17 protein-coding genes are annotated in these 17,162 nt (G+C 69.1%); 5 read left to right on the top strand and 12 right to left on the bottom strand.

Features of this window, described 5'->3' with window-relative positions:
* Nucleotides 1-11 precede the first annotated feature (11 nt).
* Nucleotides 12-1,796, top strand: coding sequence for a biosynthetic-type acetolactate synthase large subunit (gene ilvB / locus G369_RS0106690; protein ID WP_019653212.1), 1,785 nt, complete (start codon nucleotides 12-14; stop codon nucleotides 1,794-1,796).
* A gap of 81 nt (nucleotides 1,797-1,877) precedes the next feature.
* Here ilvB and G369_RS0106685 read toward each other — a convergent pair whose 3' ends face one another.
* The 8 genes from G369_RS0106685 to aptA all read right to left on the bottom strand — a co-directional run bounded on the left by G369_RS0106685 (nucleotide 1,878) and on the right by aptA (nucleotide 12,928).
* A complete protein-coding gene (locus tag G369_RS0106685; RefSeq protein ID WP_019653211.1) occupies nucleotides 1,878-3,437 on the bottom strand; it encodes a cation:proton antiporter in 1,560 nt (519 codons plus the stop codon).
* Between the two features lie 138 nt (nucleotides 3,438-3,575).
* Nucleotides 3,576-5,318 (bottom strand): hypothetical protein, encoded by a 1,743-nt coding sequence (locus G369_RS0106680; RefSeq protein ID WP_019653210.1) that lies wholly within the window; start codon nucleotides 5,316-5,318, stop codon nucleotides 3,576-3,578.
* 30 nt (nucleotides 5,319-5,348) lie between these two features.
* The gene (locus G369_RS0106675; RefSeq protein WP_019653209.1) at nucleotides 5,349-7,019 is read right to left on the bottom strand and encodes an ABC transporter ATP-binding protein; all 1,671 of its coding nucleotides are present in this window, start codon (nucleotides 7,017-7,019) and stop codon (nucleotides 5,349-5,351) included.
* Nucleotides 7,016-7,834, bottom strand: coding sequence for an ABC transporter permease (locus G369_RS0106670; RefSeq protein WP_019653208.1), 819 nt, complete (start codon nucleotides 7,832-7,834; stop codon nucleotides 7,016-7,018). Before G369_RS0106670 ends, G369_RS0106675 begins: the two co-directional genes overlap by 4 nt.
* On the bottom strand, nucleotides 7,831-8,775 hold the full coding sequence (locus G369_RS0106665; protein WP_019653207.1) for an ABC transporter permease: 945 nt from the start codon (nucleotides 8,773-8,775) through the stop codon (nucleotides 7,831-7,833). Before G369_RS0106665 ends, G369_RS0106670 begins: the two co-directional genes overlap by 4 nt.
* A gap of 17 nt (nucleotides 8,776-8,792) precedes the next feature.
* Nucleotides 8,793-10,406 (bottom strand): ABC transporter substrate-binding protein, encoded by a 1,614-nt coding sequence (locus tag G369_RS0106660; protein WP_020722973.1) that lies wholly within the window; start codon nucleotides 10,404-10,406, stop codon nucleotides 8,793-8,795.
* A 49-nt stretch (nucleotides 10,407-10,455) separates the two neighbouring features.
* Nucleotides 10,456-11,553 carry a C45 family autoproteolytic acyltransferase/hydrolase gene (locus tag G369_RS0106655; protein WP_019653205.1) on the bottom strand — a complete coding sequence of 366 codons (1,098 nt, stop codon included), beginning with the start codon at nucleotides 11,551-11,553 and terminating at the stop codon, nucleotides 10,456-10,458.
* Nucleotides 11,554-11,572: 19 nt separating this feature from the next.
* Nucleotides 11,573-12,928 (bottom strand): omega-aminotransferase AptA, encoded by a 1,356-nt coding sequence (gene aptA / locus G369_RS0106650; protein WP_019653204.1) that lies wholly within the window; start codon nucleotides 12,926-12,928, stop codon nucleotides 11,573-11,575.
* A 172-nt stretch (nucleotides 12,929-13,100) separates the two neighbouring features.
* On the opposite strand from aptA, the gene G369_RS0106645 reads away from it, so the two are divergent.
* Nucleotides 13,101-14,036 (top strand): GntR family transcriptional regulator, encoded by a 936-nt coding sequence (locus G369_RS0106645; RefSeq protein ID WP_019653203.1) that lies wholly within the window; start codon nucleotides 13,101-13,103, stop codon nucleotides 14,034-14,036.
* A 38-nt stretch (nucleotides 14,037-14,074) separates the two neighbouring features.
* Here the strand turns inward: G369_RS0106645 and G369_RS0106640 are convergent, their stop codons facing one another.
* Nucleotides 14,075-14,458 carry a response regulator gene (locus tag G369_RS0106640; protein WP_020722972.1) on the bottom strand — a complete coding sequence of 128 codons (384 nt, stop codon included), beginning with the start codon at nucleotides 14,456-14,458 and terminating at the stop codon, nucleotides 14,075-14,077.
* Between the two features lie 227 nt (nucleotides 14,459-14,685).
* On the opposite strand from G369_RS0106640, the gene G369_RS39220 reads away from it, so the two are divergent.
* Nucleotides 14,686-15,000, top strand: a complete 315-nt coding sequence (locus tag G369_RS39220) for a hypothetical protein (RefSeq protein ID WP_019653201.1) — start codon at nucleotides 14,686-14,688, stop codon at nucleotides 14,998-15,000.
* On the opposite strand, the gene G369_RS37335 is transcribed toward G369_RS39220, so the two are convergent.
* From G369_RS37335 to G369_RS39215, 3 genes are all read right to left on the bottom strand, one after another.
* The gene (locus tag G369_RS37335; protein WP_019653200.1) at nucleotides 14,969-15,493 is read right to left on the bottom strand and encodes an Ogr/Delta-like zinc finger protein; all 525 of its coding nucleotides are present in this window, start codon (nucleotides 15,491-15,493) and stop codon (nucleotides 14,969-14,971) included. The genes G369_RS39220 and G369_RS37335 overlap by 32 nt on opposite strands.
* A gap of 239 nt (nucleotides 15,494-15,732) precedes the next feature.
* Nucleotides 15,733-15,951, bottom strand: a complete 219-nt coding sequence (locus G369_RS35495; protein WP_019653199.1) for a hypothetical protein — start codon at nucleotides 15,949-15,951, stop codon at nucleotides 15,733-15,735.
* A 46-nt stretch (nucleotides 15,952-15,997) separates the two neighbouring features.
* A complete protein-coding gene (locus tag G369_RS39215) occupies nucleotides 15,998-16,147 on the bottom strand; it encodes a hypothetical protein (protein ID WP_019653198.1) in 150 nt (49 codons plus the stop codon).
* A gap of 132 nt (nucleotides 16,148-16,279) precedes the next feature.
* Here G369_RS39215 and G369_RS37040 point away from each other — a divergent pair, with 132 nt between their 5' ends.
* A complete protein-coding gene (locus G369_RS37040; protein WP_244164278.1) occupies nucleotides 16,280-16,699 on the top strand; it encodes a helix-turn-helix domain-containing protein in 420 nt (139 codons plus the stop codon).
* An 88-nt stretch (nucleotides 16,700-16,787) separates the two neighbouring features.
* The gene (locus tag G369_RS0106610) at nucleotides 16,788-17,156 is read left to right on the top strand and encodes a hypothetical protein (protein ID WP_019653196.1); all 369 of its coding nucleotides are present in this window, start codon (nucleotides 16,788-16,790) and stop codon (nucleotides 17,154-17,156) included.
* Nucleotides 17,157-17,162 lie beyond the last annotated feature (6 nt).

Here is a 17,162-nt window from a genome sequence, read left to right as displayed (position 1 = left end):
GAATTGACGGCATGCGACTGCTCGACCTACCCCCCACGTCCTCCCCGTCCCTCCACCCTGACACGAAGCCGGTTCGCATCCGCAACGGCGCCGAGGCCCTGCTCGACACGCTGGTCGAGTGCGGCGTGGACACCATCTTCGGCTACCCCGGCGGGGCGGCGCTGCCGCTGTACGACGCACTGCACGGCGAACCCCGGCTGCGCCACGTGCTGGTGCGCCACGAGCAGGCGGCCGTGCACGCGGCCGAGGGCTATGCGCGCAGCGCCGGCCGGGTGGGCGTGGTGCTGGTCACCTCGGGGCCGGGCGTGGGCAACACCATCACCGGGCTGCTGGACGCAATGAGCGATTCGGTGCCGGTGCTGTGCATCAGCGGGCAGGTCGCCACGGCCGTCATCGGTACGCAGGCGTTCCAGGAAAGCGACGCGCTGGGCATGTCGCGCCCCGTGACGAAGTGGAACCGCCAGGTTCGTGCCGCCGACGACGTGCCCGCCCTGGTGCGCCGCGCGCTGGAGATCGCATCGACCGGCCGACCCGGCCCGGTGCTGCTCGACGTGCCGAAGGACATCCAGCTGCAGCGCCTGGGCCGCGCCCCCGAGGCAGCGCCGCTGCGCCCCCTGCGCACCAGCCGCACCGCGCTGCCGCCGAAGGCCATGGTGCAGCGCGCGGCCGATCTGCTTTCCACCGCGCGCCGGCCCGTCATCTACGGCGGCGGCGGGCTCGTCAATTCGGGCCCGGCTGCCTGCGAAGCCTTCACCAGGCTGGTCGACCTGATGCATGCGCCGTGCACGCTCACGCTGATGGGGCTGGGCGCCTTCCCGGCGTCCGACCCGAAGTTCATCGGCATGCTGGGCATGCACGGCACGCTCGAGGCCAACCTGGCGATGCACGAGGCCGACCTGGTCGTCTGCATCGGCGCGCGCTTCGACGACCGCGTGACCGGCAAGCTCGACGAGTTCTGCCCGCACGCCCGCAAGATCCACATCGACATCGACCCCGGCAGCATCAACAAGGTGGTGCGCGTGGACGTGCCGATGGTGGGCGACTGCGCCGCGATCCTCGAGAGCCTGCTCGCGCTGCTACCCGCCGAGGGCTTCGCGCCCGAGCGGCTGGCGCCGTGGTGGGAGCGCATCGAGCGCTGGCGCGCCGTCGACTGCCTGGCCTTCGAGCCGAAGGCCGGTTCGATCCTGCCGCAGCAGCTGATGTCGTCGCTGCAGCGCGCCGTTGCCGGGCGCAACGCCATCGTGTCGACCGACGTGGGCCAGCACCAGATGTGGGCCGCGCAATACCTGCGCTTCGACAGCCCGCGCCGCTGGCTCACCTCCGGCGGTGCCGGCACCATGGGCTATGGGCTGCCCGCCGCCATCGGCGCGCAGATCGGCCACCCCGGCGCGCTCACGGTGTGCGTGAGCGGCGATGCCTCGGTGCTGATGAACATCCAGGAGCTCTCCACGGCAGTGCAGCACCGCGTGCCGGTGAAGCTGGTGCTGAGCAACAACGGCTACATGGGCATGGTGCGCCAGTGGCAGGAGCTGAACCACGGCAACCGCCTGAGTCACAGCTGGAACGAGGCGCTGCCCGACTTCGTCGCGCTGGCCAAGGCCTTCGGCTGGGGCGCGAGGCGGGTGAGCGACCCGGCGGAGCTGGAAGACGCGCTGGCCGAGTGCCTTGCCAGCGAGGGGCCGTTCTTCCTCGACGTGCAGGTCGAAGCGCAGGAGAACTGCTTCCCGATGATGCCCTCGGGCCATGGGCACCATCGGGTGATGCTGGCGAAGGACCGGTGGTACGAGGAGGTCTGAAGGTCTTGTCCCCTCTCGAGGGCTGGGGTGAGGGCGCTGCGCCGTCTATGACGCGCGGCCTCGACGTGCAGGCCGATGGCCTCAGACGCTCTGCAGCCGCACGTCGTTCGCCGGCATGGCGTTGAGCTCGGCCCAGTCCATCTCCTCCTCCAGCTGGTGATAGGTGTCGTCCTCGATCCTGCCCGCCTGGCGCAGCGAGTCGAGCGCCTCCCGCTGCGCGCGGATGGCCACGGTGCGCAGTCTGTCTTGCGCCGTCTTGGCCTGCGTCTGGTGCCTGTCCTGGGCAAGCGCGCGCGCGGCGCGGTATTCGTCGCGCACCGCATCGGCCTCGCGCCCGTGCTCGGCTTCGATGGCTGCGAGGGCCGCGTCCATCATCGCGGTGCGGGCGAGCGAGATCTCTTCGTCCTGCGAATCGTCGGGCTCGATCTTCAGCATCCTGATCAGCGGCCCGATGGTGAAGCCCTGGATCACCAGCGTGCCCAGCACCACCGCGAACGCGCTTAGCACGATGAGGTCGCGCCCCGGAAACTCCGCCGGCAGCGCGAAGGCGGTGGCCAGCGTCACCAGCCCGCGCATGCCCGACCAGCCGACCAGCAGGTTGATGCGCCTGGAGGGCAGCGGCACCTTGCGCCCGCGCGCGATCAGCCGCAGCTTGTACCTGCGCATCGCGGCGCCGTAGATCAGCAACCACGCTACCCGCACCCCGATGACCAGCGCCAGCACGAGGGCGGCGAACTCCAGCGCATGCGTGAGCTGCGGCCCCGACAGCCGCGTGAGGATGCCGCGCGCCTGCAGCCCCATGAGGAAGAAGGCCAGCACGTTGAGCGTGAACACCACGGCACCCCACACCGCATAGGAGTGCACGCGGTCGCGCGGCGCATGGCGCCTCGGTGCGTACTGGCCCAGCGTCATGCCGAAGGCCACCACCGAGATGATGGGCGACAGGTGCAGCCGCTCGGCCACGATCCAGGCGCCGAAGGTCATCACGAACTGGAAGATGATGGCCGAGCGCGTGCCTGCGAAGAGCGGCGCGCCGAAGTGGATGTTGAGCTTGGCGAACGCGAAGCCCACCAGCGCGCCGCCCGGCACCGCCACCAGCAGCATCGGCAGCGAACTCGTCATCGGCACGTGCGCGGCGCCCGCCGCGGACACCGCCACGCCGAACACCAGCAGCGCCACCGCGTCGTTGAGCAGGCTCTCGCCGTTGATGATCGACAGCGTGCGCCGCGGGATGCGGAACTGCTGCATCACCGCCGCCGCGGCCACCGCGTCGGGCGGCGCGACGATGGCGCCGAGCGTGATCGCCGCTGCCAGCGGCAGTCCCGCGAAAGCCCAGCCCGCCCACGCGACCACGGCCGTGGTCAGCAGCACCGCCACCAGCACCAGCGAGACCAGCGACATCCAGTTGCGGCGCAGCTCGCGCGGCGAGGTGTCGAAGGCCGAGTCGAGCAGCGCGGGCGCGATGAACAGCGCGAGCGCCAGCTGCGGATCGAGGCTCACGTGCGGCACCCAGGGCATCGCGCCCAGGCACACGCCGGCCAGCGCCAGCATCGAGGGGTAGGGCAGTGCGAGACGCCGCGACAGCTGCAGCAGCAGGCAGGCGGCGATCAGCATGACGAGCACGTTCTCGAAGACGTCCATCGGGGCCTCTGTCTTGGTGTTGTTTGTCCCGAATACTAAGAGGTCGCCGGAAGGTGGGCTCCTGCAGCCCGGCAAATGGCAAGGGGCCCGTGGCGGGCCCCTTCGTCGTCAGCGCATCGGCGCGGGAGGGCGGGGCGCTCAGGAGTGCCCGTCCACCCGCATCTGGAACAGGAAGTAGGGCGGTATGCAGGCGCCTTGCCCCTCGGGCCGGCCCTCGGCCTGCGCGCAGATGTAGTCGTCGCGACAGGCCTGCTGCGCGGAGCAGGTGCGCAGGTTGCCGGGGCGCGTGTGCTTCGCCAGGCATTCGCCAAAAGGCTTCTTCGCGGCCAGGCAGCTATTGAAGTCGCTGAGGATCGCGATGCCGCCGCAGGTGCCGTTCGGGTCCTTGGGGTCGCAGGGGCCGGAGCACATGCCGCCCGGAAAGCCGACCGAGGTCTTCTCACAGACCGACGCGGCGCCTTCGCAGGAGATTCGCGGCAGTTTCTCGGCGCGGTCGAGCCACGCGTTGGCCGACTGCGTGATGCGCGTGGGCTCGCAGCGCGCCCCCACTGTTGCGCGCTCGGCGGGCGCGTCCGTCGCCAGCGGTTCGGCCAGAGGGCGGAACGGATCGGGCCGCGGCGTGGTGAGCGCGGCCCGCACGTAGCTTTCGCGCCGCGCCAGTTCGTCCTGCACGTGCGGGGAATGCGGCACCGCGAGCGCGTTGCCGGTGGTGAATGTCCGCGATGCGCCGCGCCGGTCGACGCCCAGGAGGTGGAAGCCCGCAACGGCGCGGCTCTGGTGGCAGCCCATGCAGCTCAGGTCGTCGAGGCGGCGCAGTACCGCCTGCGGCGACTGCAGCGTGCGGCTGCCGGGCACGGCCTTCCATTCGCCGGCCGGGAAGATCTGCTCGAAGGTCCGGTTGGCAAGGCGCTCCAGCCCGCGCGGCGCGACCGAGATGGCCTCGGTCGCGAGGAACCTGTCGGGAATCTGCAGCGTGGCCTCGTCCAGCGCGCGCAGGTTGGCGGGCTGCTGCAGCCATTGCTGCAGTTCCTTGCGCAGCGCGGCGCTGGCCTTGAGCTTCGCGACGTCGGGCGTGTTCTCCAGCGGTGCCACGTCGAAGCGCCCGGCGCGCGCATTCCAGCGGAAGGCGCGCAGCATGTATTCGGCATGGCCGCCCAGGTCGGGCCGCACCGCCGAGGGCCAGCGCACGCTCTGCAGGTTGGTCGTGACCTGCGCGATGCGCGCGTGCTCCAGCCGCTTGGGCGCCAGCGGGCCGTCGGCCGATGTGAGCCAGCGGCCCAGCACCTCGTCGCCCATCGCGGCCTGCGGTGGCTGCCAGCGCTTCGCGGCCGTAGCGCAGCTGCCGTCGGCATCGGGCGCATCGCCGCGCAGCTCGACGTTGACCGTCATCGGCAGGCGCGACTGCATCGCGGCCGTGCGGTAGGCCAGCCGGTACACCAGCCGCGTCTCTCCGCAGGCGCCGTCCTGGAAGGGCCGGCGGTCCATGCGATTGGCGACGCCGACCAGCTCGAAGAAGGCGTCGGGACTCGCGAGCCAGCGCGCATCGAACAGCCGATGCGGATAGCGCGAGATGCCCACGCCCGCCTGTTTGTCGCGGCGCTGGATGCCGGCGAGGCTCGCGCCCAGCGGCTCGGCGATCGAGCGCCAGGCAGGCGTGCGCGTCAGCGCATCGTTGGTGGCGACGCCATCGGCGGACGGCGCAGACTCACCGTTCATCCAGCGCGCGAAGCCGGCGCCGGATTTCTCGGCCGCCTGCAGCGCTGCAGGCGAAGTGACGAGCAGCACCGGCTCCGCCGCTTGCGCCATGGGCGCGGCGGAGGCGAGCGTCAGTGCGAGGAGGGCGGTGGGGAGGTGATGTCGGATGAGCGGCACGCAGCCCATTGTGCCGTCGTGCCGCTGTGCCGCTCGCGTTCACGCGACTGCCCGTTCCGCCTGGGGCATCGACTGGGCCGCATCGAGCGCCACGTCCATCGTCATCAGGGGCCGCGGCGTGGCCGCGAGCAGCGCCTGCGTGTAGGCATGGCGCGGGTCGTCGAACACCGCGTCGCGTGCGCCTTGCTCGACGATGCGCCCGCGCTCCATCACGATGACTCGGTCGGCGATCTGCTCCACCGCCGCGAGGTCGTGGCTGATGAACAGGCATGCGAAGCCATGGTGCTTCTGCAGGCTCTGGAACAGCCTGAGCACCTGCGCCTGGATCGTCATGTCGAGCGCCGACACCGGCTCGTCGGCCACCACGAAGGCAGGGCGCCGCACCAGTGCGCGGGCGATCGCCACCCGCTGGCGCTGGCCGCCCGAGAGCTCGTGCGGGTAGCGCGCGCCGAGGCCGTCCAGGCCGACTTCGTCCAGCGTCTCCTTCACGCGCCGCGTGCGTGCCGCCGCGTCGAGTTCGGGTAGGTGGCGCAGCGGCTCGGCCACGATGTCGCCCACGCGCATGCGCGGATCGAGCGAGGAGAACGGGTCCTGGAAGACCAGCTGGCAGGCCAGCCGGAAGCGGTGCAGCGCCGTGCGGCCGGCGCTGCGGATGTCCTCGCCGCGGAAAAGGATCTGCCCTGCCTGCGAAGGCGCGAGCCGCAGGATGGCGCGGCCCAGCGTGGTCTTGCCCGAGCCGCTGCCGCCCACCAGCGCGACCATCTCGCCCGGGTGGATGTCGAGGTCGAGCGAGTCGATCACGCGGACCGGCGCATGCCGCCTGAAAAAGCCGGCGCGCGCGCCGGGGTAGCTCACGCACAGGCCGCGCACCTGCACCAGTGGCTGCTGCGCTTGCGCCGGCGCCAGCTTGGCCTCTTGGCGCCGCGGCAGCGCGTCGACCAGCTTGCGGGTGTAGGGCTGCTTCGGCGCCAGCAGGATGCCCGGTACCTCGCCGGTCTCCACCAGCCGGCCCTTCTCCAGCACGATGGCGCGCTGCGCATAGCGCCCCACGAGGCCGAGGTTGTGCGTGATGAGCAGCACGGCGGTGCCGTTGTCGCGCGCCAGGCCCACCATCAGGTCGAGCACCTCGCGCTGGCTCAGCGTGTCCAGCGCGGTGGTCGGCTCGTCGGCGATCAGCAGGCGTGGCTTCAGCAGCATCACGCTGGCCAGCATGATGCGCTGGCGCATGCCGCCGGAGAACTCGTGCGGGTAGGCGTGCATGCAGCGCTCGGGGTCGGCGATCTGCACGCGGCGCAGCATGTCGACGATGCGTGCGCGGATCTGCGCGGCCGGCAGCTGCGTTTGCATGCGCAGCCCTTCGGCCATCTGCTCGCCGATGCGGTGCACCGGGTTGAGCGAGACCATCGGCTCCTGGAACACCATGCCGATGCCCGGCCCGCGGATGGGGCGCATGGCCTTCGCGTCGTACGCGGCCAGGTCCTGCCCGTCGAACACGATGCGCCCGCCGGTCTGCGAGATGCCCGGCGGCAGCAGCTGCAGGATGGCGCGCGCCGCCATCGTCTTGCCGCTGCCCGATTCGCCCACCACTGCGAGGAACTCGCCCGCCTTCACTTCGAACGACAGGTCGTGCACCAACGGCTGGGCGCCGTTGCGCAATTCGATCTTCAGGTGCTCCACCGACAGCACGGTGGGGTTCGATGCGGCGTTCATGGCTTCTCCGTCCGCGGATCGAGCCGGTCGCGCAGCGACTCGCCCAGCAGGTTGATGCCCAGCAGCGTGAGCGCGATGCACAGCCCGGGCACCACGCACAGCCACACGGCCGAGGCCATGTAGGGACGCGCGCTCGCGAGCATGTTGCCCCAGGTGGGCGCGGGCGGCGGCACGCCCAGGCCCAGGAAGCTCAGTGCGCTTTCCGAGAGCAGCACCCAGCCGAACATGCTGGTGGCGAGCACCGCCACCGGCGCCATGCAGTTGGGCAGCACGTGGCGCCACATGGTGTAGAGCTCGCCGTTGCCGATCATGCGCGAGGCCTCCACGTACTCGCGCTCGCGCAGCGACAGCACCGTGCCGCGCACCACGCGCACCACGGAGGGCGCATAGGCCATGCTCAGCGCCAGCACGATGCCCCACTTGTTGGCGCCCACGATCACCATCACGCCCAGCGCCAGCAGCAGGCCGGGGAAGGCCAGCAGCGTGTCGTTGAAGGCCATCAGCACGCGGTCGGTCCAGCCGCGCACGAAGCCCGCGACCACGCCGACCACCAGGCCCATGGCGGTGGCCAGCGTCACGGTGAGCAGCGCCACCAGGCAGCTGGTGGAGGCGCCCTGCATCGCGCGGCTGGCCACGTCGCGGCCGAATTCGTCGGTGCCCAGCCAGTGGGCGGCCGAGGGAGGCTGCAGCTTGGAGCGCAGGTCGATGCCCAGCGGGTTGTAGGGCGTCCACAGCGCCGCGGCCACGGCGATGGCCAGCAGCACCGCGACGAGCGCGCCGCCGATGAGGGTATGGGTCTTGAACTTCGTCTTCACTGCACAGTCACCCGCGGGTCGAAGAGGGGGTAGCACATGTCGACGATCAGGTTGATCACGACGTAGATGCAGGCGGTGAACAGCAGGCAGCCCTGCAGCACCGGGTAGTCGCGCGCGAAGATCGAATCGATCATCAGCCGCCCCAGGCCCGGCAGGGTGAACACCGTCTCCAGCACCGCGATGCCGCTGAGCAGGTGCCCGAGGATCAGCCCGATCATGGTGAGCGTCGGGTTGAAGGCATTGGGCAGCACGTGGCGGCGCAGCACCTGCGATTCGGGCACGCCCTTGGCGCGCGCATGCGTCACGTATTCGAGCCGCAGGATCTCGATGGTGCTGGCGCGCGACATGCGTGTAAGCACGCCGGTCTCCACCAGCAGCAGCGTGGCGATCGGAAGCACGACGTAGAGCACGCCCTGCGAGAAGCTCTCCGACATCGGTACGTAGCCCACCACCGGCAGCCAGCCCAGGTACTGCCCGAAGAACATCAGCAGCAGCAGGCCCAGCCAGAAGCTGGGCACCGAGAGCATCAGCGTCGCGGCGCCGATGATGGCGAGGTCGGTGGGCTTGTCCTTGCGCCAGGCGGCGACGAGGCCGGCGGGCACGGCGATCAGCGAGGCCAGCGCCACCGCGACGAGCACGATGACCGCGCTGACGTGAAAGCGCTCCCAGATCAGCGGCAGCACCGGCAGGCCGTTGGTGGTCGACGCGCCCAGGTCGCCGGCCAGCGCGTGCTTCAGCCACACGAGGTATTGCGCGGGCAGGGGCTGGTCCAGCCCCATCTGGTGGCGCATGAGCGCCAGTTGGGCGGGGTCGGCGCCTTCGCCCAGCATGAGCAGCACCGGGTCGCCCGGAATCAGCCGCATCAGGGTGAACACCGCGATGGAGACCAGCAGCAGCGTCGGGATCGTCATCGCGATCCGGCGCAGGAGATAGGCGGGCATTGCTCGCGCGGCTCCGTTCAGCCGGCAGCGGCCAGCCGCACGTTCCAGAACCTCGGCTTGGCCGGCGCCCAGCCCTTGAAGCCGACCACGTTCTTGCGCATGGCGGTGGCGTCGCTGGCGTTGAAGAGCACGATCATCGGCACGTCCTGCAGCATCTGCCTGTGCATCTCGTCGAACAGCACCTGGCGGCGCGCCTTGTCGCGCGTGACCATCGACTCGGCCAGCCGTGGCTGGGCGTAGGCGCTGTCCCAGACTTTGCGCGGCTGCGCGGCCTTGTCGCCGGACACCATCTCGAAATTGAGCGAGGGATCGATGCGCGCCGAGTAGATGAAGGCCATGCTCTGGTACTGGCCCTTGGTGTAGCGGTCGAGCTGCGTGGCCCAGTCGAGCACCTCCAGCTCGATGTTGATGCCCGCCTCGGAGGCCATGGCCTGCACCAGCACCGCCGCCGAGTACAGGGCCTCGTAGCGCTTGTTGGCGATCATGCGGATCGGCTGATTGCGGTAGCCCGCTTCGGCCAGCAGCTTCTTCGCGGCGGCGAGGTCGCGCTTGAAGCCGCCGGCCTGCACCGCGTCGTAGTAGGGGCTGGACGAAGGCACCACCGAGTTGTTGACGGGCGAGAGGCCCTCGGTGACGGAGCGTGCGATCTCGGGCGTGTCGAGCGACAGCGCCAGCGCGCGGCGGATGCGCACGTCCTTGAGCACCGGGTCGCCGGTCTGCAGAAGCAGGGCGACCATCGACATCACCGGCGTGGTGTCGACCAGAACGTCGGAGCGCTTGCGCATCTCGACCACGTCGGCCGGACTGGGGTTGACGAATGCGTCGATGCCGCCGCTGTAGAGCGCGGCCTTGGCAGCGGCGGAATCGGGAATGACGACGAAGCGCAGGTTCTCGATCTCGGCCTTCTTGCCGCCGGCCAGCCCGTCGCGCGGTTCGGCACGCGAGGTGTAGCCGTCGAAGCGCGTGAGTTCCACGTACTGCCCTCGCTTCCACTCCTTGAGCTTGTAGGGGCCCGTGCCCACGGGCTCCTTCCATTGGCCGTCGGGGCCGACCGAGCTGCGATGCAGGATGGCCGCCCCGCCGCAGTCGGGCCGGGCCATCATCGTGAGGAAGAGGGCGCTCGCGCGCTCCAGCTTGAACACCACCGTCTTCGGATTGGGCGCTTCCACCGAGAGCACCCTGGTCATGCCCTTGCCGTCGAACTCGGGCAGGCAGCGCCAGCCGCTGGTGGGCTTCAAGTAGCGCTGCCAGTTCCAGACCACGTCGTCGGCAGTGAGCGTGACGCCGTTCTGGAACTTCACGCCGTCGCGCAGCGTGAAGGTGTAGGTCAGGCCGTCGGCCGAGGTGTCGACTTTGCTCGCCAGCATCGGGCCCACCGAGGTGTCCTCGCGCAGCGCGACCAGCCCTTCTGCCACGTGCAGCAGCACGTTGTCGGTGTTGTCGTCGCGGTTGCCGCCCGGGTCGGTGCTGCGGATGTCGGAGTTCATCTGGATGCGCAGCGTCTGGCCCGCGCCCACGGCCGGCTGGGCGAGCGCGGGAGCCGCGGCTGCCAGGCCGAACGCCAGGGCGGCGATCAGCGATGCTGGCGATGTGGAGGGTGGGCGAGACGGAGGAACGGGTACTTTCTTCATGGCAACACTCCTGGCGTGGGCGGGCTCGGCAGCGGTAGGGCGTTCGGGGTCAGAGGGAATATTCGGTGAAGCGATGGGCCTTGAAGGGCGCCGGGGCGATGCGCATCTTCCGTGCCGCCGGGTCCATGACGATGGTCGCCACGGTGGCCGACGAGGCGCCGCCAGGCCCCGCGCTCGGGCTGCGGCACACCGCGCGCGGTGCGCCGAAGCGGTCCTGCAGCGCGTCGATCACGTCCTGCTCGCCCAGCGGGCCCGCGGCGCGCCGGTTGTGCAGCGCCTCGGTCACGCGGCGGTCGCGGTAGAGCGAGTCGGGCGTGGTTTCCAGGCTGCGGTCCACCACGCGCGCGAGGGCGGCCGGCGTCTTGAAGTGGTTGGCATGCACCAGGATGCCGCCCTCGGGCTGCTGCCAGAACACCTGCTCGGGGCAGGTCTCCAGGCTCACGGCCTCGCCCTCGGCGTGCGTGACGATCATGTTGTTGGAGATGGAACGTGCGGTGCGGCACACCACGCCCAGCGCGTTGGCATAGAGCTCCGACTGCAGGATGCCGCGGCGGATCAGCGCCAGCGGCACGCCCTGCTGCCTGCCGTCGCTGTCGGCCTTGATGAAGTTGCCGGTGACGGCGATGCCCGCGCTGTTGAGGCCGGCGCGCGCGAGCGTGCCCGCTTCGGCGAAGGTCAGCATCGACGGTCCCTTGGCGGGCTGGATGCGCAGCACGATGCCCAACTCCAGGCTCTCAACCCGCCAGTCCCAGTTCTGCGCGTGGATGAGCCGGCCCTCGCGCGAGGCCGAAGGCATCACCACCACGCCGGTGCAGCCGTCGGGCGGCTCGGTGGCTTCGAGCTGCTGGAAGGCGTACAGCATCTCGCTGCGCGCGTTCAGCGCCACGATGTCCTCCGGCGGCACGCCTGCGCCTTCGGCCACGCCTTCGATCTCGCGCAGCATGCCGGCGTCGAAGGCCTCGACCACCGGCATGAAGCGGCGCGCCAGCGCGCGCGTGCGCTCCCAGCTGAGACCGACGCGCTCGAAGGCGGCGCGGTAGGTGCGCAGGCTCAGGTCGATGCGGTCGCCGGCCGCGCGGCCGTACTGCTGGCCGCACTGGCGGGCGTCGCCTTCGATGTCGTAGAGGGGGAACGATTCGATGTCCATCTGGTGCTTTCGTGTGTGTTCAGGCAGCGGCGTCGGTGGGTCGGGCGGTTTGCGCGATGGCGGCGCGCAGGCTGTCGACGATCTGGTCGACGTGCCGGCGCTCGAGCGTGAAGGGCGGCGACAGCGCGATGGTGTCGCCCACCGAGCGCACCAGCACTCCGCCCTTGTCCAGGCAGTGCTGGGCGACTGCCTGCGCGTGGGTGCCTGCGCCCTCGGTCCAGGGCTGCAGCTCGATGCCGGCCAGCAGGCCGACGTTGCGCACGTCGATCACGCCCGGCAGGCCCCGCAGGGCATGCAGGCATTCCTCGAAGTAGGGCGCGGTGGCGGCCGCCTGGGCGATCAGGCCGTCCTGCGTGTAGGCGTCGAGCGTGGCCATCGCCGCGGCGCAGGCCAGCGGATGGCCCGAGTAGGTGTAGCCATGCGAAAGCTCGATGCCGCTCACGCTGCCCTGCATGAAGGCGTCGTGCACTTCGTCGCGCAACAGCACCGCACCCATGGGCACCGCGCCGTTGGTCAGGCCCTTGGCGGTTGTGATGAGGTCGGGCGTCACGCCGAACAGGTCGGCCGCGAAGTTGGTACCCAGGCGGCCGAAGCCGGTGATGACCTCATCGAAGATCAGCAGGATGCCGTGCTTGTCGCAGATCTCGCGCAGGCGCTTGAGATAGCCGCGCGGCGGCGGCAGCACGCCGGTGGAGCCGGCGACAGGTTCGACGATCACGGCCGCGACGGTCGAGGCGTCGTGCAGCGCGAGCAGTGCCTCCAGCGCGTCGGCCTTCTCGATGCCGTGCGCCGGCTCTCCGCGCGAGAAGGCATTGCGTGCCAGGTCGAGCGTGTGCGGCAGATGGTCCACGCCGTTGAGCAGCGGGCCGAAGGTGCTGCGCTGGCGCCCGATGCCGCCCACCGAGATGCCGCCGAAGCCCACACCGTGATAGGCGCGCTCGCGGCCGATGAGGCGGTAGCGGGCGGCGTCGCCCCGCGCGCGGTGGTAGGCCAGCGCGATCTTCAGCGCGGTGTCGACCGACTCGGAGCCTGAATTGGTGAAGAACACGTGGTTCATGCCGGCCGGCGCCATCTCGGCCAGGCGCTGCGCGAGCACGAAGGCGCCCGGGTGGCCGATCTGGAAGTTGGAGGCGTAGTCGAGCACGTCGATCTGCGCCTTCATCGCTGCGCTGATGCGCGGGTGGCGGTGCCCGGCGTTCACGCACCACAGGCCGGCGATCGCGTCGAGCACGCGGCGGCCGTCGGCCAGGTCGTAGTGCAGGCCTTCGCCGCCGACGATGAGGCGCGGCGACTGCTTGAACTTGCGGTTGGGGGTGAAGGGCATCCAGAACGCGTCGAGCGACGCGGGGGAGGCGAGGGTGTCGGCAAGGGCCACGAGATGGTTCTCCGTTGGGAAAGCGACCCGGCTCCTGGGTCGTCGTGGGGCCGATCTTGAAACTCGGATTGTATTTTTGGCGCAGGTTGTACATGGTTTTTTCAGGGCAAAAATACAAAATCCGGGTGATGATCGGCCCCTGAACTTCCACCCGCGATTCCGGAGACCCTGGATGGCATCCCAGACGGACGACCGACCCACCGCATCGCCCACGATCGCTCCGCTGGTCCAGCGGGTGAGCCGCTATGTGCTCGACCAGGCGCTGGCCGGCGGCTACGAGAGCGGGCATCACCTCACCGAATCCGAGCTCGCCGGCCGGCTCGGCATTTCCCGCACCCCGGTGCGCGCGGCGCTGCGCTTCCTGCACGAACGGGCGCTGCTCGCACACACGCCGAACCGCGGCTACACCCTGCTCGGCGATCGACACGCACTGGCACGCGCCCGGCGCGAGATGCCCGAGGACGAGGAGAAGACGCTCTATTACCGCCTGCTGCGCGACCGCCTCAGCGGCAAGCTGCCGACGCGCGTCAACGAACTGGAACTGGCGCAGGCCTATGCCGTGCCGCGTCCGCTGCTGCGCACCGTGCTCACCACGCTGCTGCAAGACGGCGTGCTGCGCGGGCGCCACTACCAGCGCTGGGAGTTCACCGAGACGCTGGATTCGGTCGAGAGCGAGCGCGAGAGCTACCGGTTTCGCCTGACCGTCGAATGCGCCGGGCTGCGCGAGCCGGGTTTCCGGGTCGACATTCAGCGGCTGCGCGCCTGCCGCGAGCGCCAGCAGGGGCTGCTCGCGCAGGCGTCGCGTTATTCATGGATGGATTTCTTCGAGGCCAATGCGCAGTTCCACGAACTGCTGGCCAGCGCATCGGGGAACCGCTTCTTTCTCGACGCGGTGCAGCAGCAGAACCGGTTGCGGCGCATGTCCGACCTCTCGGACTACCCGCTCGTGAACATCGACCTGCTGCACAAGTCCTGCCACGAGCACCTGGAAATTCTGGATGCGGTGGAGCGCGGCGACCAGGAGGCCGCGGCTCAACACATGCGCAGGCACCTCAGCCGCGCCAGCGACCTGGTCGAACAGCGGGTGACGGGCGTGCTGGGGGACTGAAGCGGCGCGTTGCGTCGTGTCGTATCGCCTTTGGGCGCTCAGCGCCTTGGCGAGATGTTCAGCTTCTTGCAGAAGTCGTAGAAGGCCTCGAGCTCCAGCGACTTGTCGAACACCGCGTCCACACCTGCCGAGAGGGCGCCCTCGCGCACCTCGGAGGTGGCGTGGTTCATCAGCACCACGGTGCGTTGCGTTGGTGACTTGTGTTCCTGCAGGTACTGCGCCACGGTGAGGCCGTTGCCCTCGGCCAGGAAGATGTCGATGACCGCCGCATCCCATTCCTGGGGGTTGTTCTTGAGCCAGTCGATCGCGCCACCCGAAGTGGAAGCGGTGCCGATCACGTCGCAATCGGCGAATTCCTGCAGGCCATCGGACAGTGTGGTGGCGATCAGGGGGTTGTCTTCTATCAGATAGATGCGGGTCATTTGTTCGCAGTGAGGGCTTCTCGTTCTGTGCTGGTTTCGCTTGTCGTCGGTTTGTCTCGGACCGATGCGGGCATTGTCCCTGCGGCTGCGGCGCATCGAGTCGGACAACGCCTTCATCTGCCGTAGAACCCTGCGCTGGCGGATCACCAGCGTACAAGACTCGTCGGCATGCGCGGCCATATCGTGGGGAGGTCTTCATCAACAACGACCTCGCCCGCACAGTACATATGGCCACGCCGCAATCTTTTACGCCTCCTTTCACATCCTCCGGCCGCAGCGCGCTGGTGCCGGCCGAACTCGGCGTGGCCACCGGCAAGGGGTGCGTGCATTTCGCCGATTGGCAGTCCTGCGGCGACGACGGCCGCGAACTGCTCGACCCGGTGTTCGCGCAGTACCGCGAGACCATCATCGTGTTGGAGATCGAGCCGAAGCCAGCCCGTGACACGCGCTTCTATTGCCCGCTGATACGGCTCCGGTTGGTGGTTGAAAGGGTTGGGTGCATGGGGAAGCTCATCGACCGGCCGCGGCCAACTCGCGCATGACTGGCGCGAAGGCCTTCATGCGGGCGAGCAGGGCGTCGAGGTCGTTGGCGGGTGGGGTCGTGGCCGGGGTGGCGGGCGCGCTCCGGACGCACTCAGGCATGCGGAACGTGGTTCGCTCGCCGGCGATGTGGTCGCCCCAGTCATTGGTGGGTGTGTGCAGGTTCGCGACGTAGGCGGCTTCGTCGTCGGCGACGTTGCCTTCGTCCGCCAACGCCAGGGCGAGTTGGCCGGGACGGATGTGGCGCGAAAGCGGCAGCGAAACGTCAGCCGCCGGAATGCTGGACAGCACCAGCACGCGCTGAAATTCCAGCGTGGCCACGCTCGTGAAGCTGCACCGCCAGTTGCGGCAGCGGTAGGTGATCTCGCGCATGGTCTTGCTCATGGCGCGGCTGTCGCAAGCCACGCACCGGGTGCCGCAGTGCGGACACTCGATGGTGATGCGCATGTAGCGGTTGCCGGCTTCGCCGGCCTGCTCGTGAAGGCTCTGGCTCATTGCCGCTTTCCTCCCGAGGCAACCAGACGGCGGCCGGTGATGTGTTCTATGCCCTTGCGCAGCCGGGTCCGCACCAGCCATTCGATGGCCTCGGCGACGTCCGCAAGACCTTGCTCCCGCGCACCCGGTCGAACACGTCGTGTTCGGCGTCGGTGAGTTCGATCTCTGTGGACGTCATTTTTTCGTCAGACATTCGGCGTTGGTTGCGCTGGCTTCAGGCCGCGTTGATGCGGCTGGGCTTAGCCCGCGGCGCGGGGCAGACTGGCGTCGGCCTTGGGTTCCTGGCCGAAGAAGGCGTCCGCCAGCATTTCTTCGGCCTGGCGCGTGGCCAGCTCGCGGATGAGCGTCGAGGTCTGCGCACCGGTCATCTTGGACAGGATTCGCAGCAGCTCGTCTTCGTAGTCGTCAAACCGGACGGTCTGGCGGTTGTCGCGCACGCGCTTGGGATCGGGGTACATCGTCGAGAGTCCTTCGGGCAAAGGAGGGGAGAGACTGGTGCGGTGGTTAGGCGGCGGATGTGGTGGCGCCGGCCTGTTCGGCCTCGTACTGCGCGAGGCCCTTGAGGTAGACGCGGCGCGCGAAATTGCCGAGGGACCGGCCCTCGCGCGCTGCGTATTGCTGAGTGCGTTCTTTCTCGTCCGGTGCGAGGCGCATGGCGATGGGCGCTTCGTTGACGAGGCGGATCTCGGGGGGAAGCTGAGGGCGACCACGGCGACGGGCGGTGTGAGCCATGCGTTTAATATCCGAACGGATTAATTTGTGTGTGTGGCGGACTTTATCGCTCGAATGGATAAAGTTCAACCAGTTTTTATCCATATGGGTGATTTTTCGTCTCGACTGAGGGAAGAGCGCAAGCGCCTTGGCCTGTCGCAAGAGGCCCTGGCAGAGCTTGGCGGCGTGAAGCTGAACGCTCAGTCGAACTACGAGACGGGGAAGCGCGCGCCCGATGCGGACTACCTGACTCGTGTGGCTGCGCACGGAGTCGATGTGGCGTTCTTGTTTTCGGGCCAGCGGATGCTCGCCGGAAGAGGTGCGCCTGCAAATGACGAGCAGCAGCCAGCAGCGACGGGGGACACTGTCATGCGGGTTGTCACGCGGGAAGAGGCCGCACTGCTAGATAACTATGAAGCGGCGGACGAGCGAGGCCGAGCCGCAGCGCGCAGCGTTCTTGATGCGCTCGCGCAACCGAAGAGGGCCAACGGGTAGGTTGGGTCTGGTCCTCTGGACCTTGGCCCGTTGGTTGTTTATGGCAAATGGGGGACGCCGCGACCGAAGCGGCGGAGTAGGGGAACTGATGCGACGCTTGCTTGTAGCGCTATCGATCGTTAGCGGGCTGCTGTTCTCGGCGGCGCCTGCCGCGGCCCAGGCGGAGCTGAAGGTCGGCATGTTGGTGAAAGCTGCGCCTGGCGATCAGTTCTTTTGCACCACGGAGGCCGATGTTCAGAAAGCCCTCAAGCTCCGAGCCCAAGGCGGCATGAGCCGTTTCGATCTCCATAAGGCGCTCTACAAGTTCGTCTGCCTGGCGCTCACAGATTCCCAGGTTCTCAGGATCGTTGCGATAACGCCTGGGGCCATTGAGTTCGTCAACTCCGCGAGTAAGGCGGATACACCGAGCCTGTGGACGGATCGCTCTGCGTTCGTACCGTACAGCCCGACGCGCTGAGAAGGC

The sequence above is a fragment of the Variovorax atrisoli 110B genome, assembly GCF_000382045.1.
GTDB classification, from domain to species: domain Bacteria; phylum Pseudomonadota; class Gammaproteobacteria; order Burkholderiales; family Burkholderiaceae_C; genus Variovorax; species Variovorax atrisoli.
The sequence above is the reverse complement of the archived record's forward strand: the minus strand, read 5'-3'. Positions and strand labels throughout refer to the sequence as shown.

What these genes read in the sequence shown, in the direction of transcription:
- G369_RS37040 (WP_244164278.1), top strand. Translation starts at nt 16,280, where the DNA reads ATGGATAAAGTTCAACCAGTTTTTATCCATATGGGTGATTTTTCGTCT.
- G369_RS39215 (WP_019653198.1), bottom strand. Translation starts at nt 16,147, where the DNA reads ATGCGCCTCGCACCGGACGAGAAAGAACGCACTCAGCAATACGCAGCG.
- G369_RS0106655 (WP_019653205.1), bottom strand. Translation starts at nt 11,553, where the DNA reads ATGGACATCGAATCGTTCCCCCTCTACGACATCGAAGGCGACGCCCGC.
- G369_RS0106645 (WP_019653203.1), top strand. Translation starts at nt 13,101, where the DNA reads ATGGCATCCCAGACGGACGACCGACCCACCGCATCGCCCACGATCGCT.
- G369_RS0106680 (WP_019653210.1), bottom strand. Translation starts at nt 5,318, where the DNA reads ATGGGCTGCGTGCCGCTCATCCGACATCACCTCCCCACCGCCCTCCTC.
- G369_RS0106640 (WP_020722972.1), bottom strand. Translation starts at nt 14,458, where the DNA reads ATGACCCGCATCTATCTGATAGAAGACAACCCCCTGATCGCCACCACA.
- G369_RS0106660 (WP_020722973.1), bottom strand. Translation starts at nt 10,406, where the DNA reads ATGAAGAAAGTACCCGTTCCTCCGTCTCGCCCACCCTCCACATCGCCA.
- G369_RS0106675 (WP_019653209.1), bottom strand. Translation starts at nt 7,019, where the DNA reads ATGAACGCCGCATCGAACCCCACCGTGCTGTCGGTGGAGCACCTGAAG.
- ilvB (WP_019653212.1), top strand. Translation starts at nt 12, where the DNA reads ATGCGACTGCTCGACCTACCCCCCACGTCCTCCCCGTCCCTCCACCCT.
- G369_RS0106665 (WP_019653207.1), bottom strand. Translation starts at nt 8,775, where the DNA reads ATGCCCGCCTATCTCCTGCGCCGGATCGCGATGACGATCCCGACGCTG.
- G369_RS0106685 (WP_019653211.1), bottom strand. Translation starts at nt 3,437, where the DNA reads ATGGACGTCTTCGAGAACGTGCTCGTCATGCTGATCGCCGCCTGCCTG.
- G369_RS35495 (WP_019653199.1), bottom strand. Translation starts at nt 15,951, where the DNA reads ATGTACCCCGATCCCAAGCGCGTGCGCGACAACCGCCAGACCGTCCGG.
- G369_RS39220 (WP_019653201.1), top strand. Translation starts at nt 14,686, where the DNA reads ATGGCCACGCCGCAATCTTTTACGCCTCCTTTCACATCCTCCGGCCGC.
- G369_RS37335 (WP_019653200.1), bottom strand. Translation starts at nt 15,493, where the DNA reads ATGAGCCAGAGCCTTCACGAGCAGGCCGGCGAAGCCGGCAACCGCTAC.
- G369_RS0106610 (WP_019653196.1), top strand. Translation starts at nt 16,788, where the DNA reads ATGCGACGCTTGCTTGTAGCGCTATCGATCGTTAGCGGGCTGCTGTTC.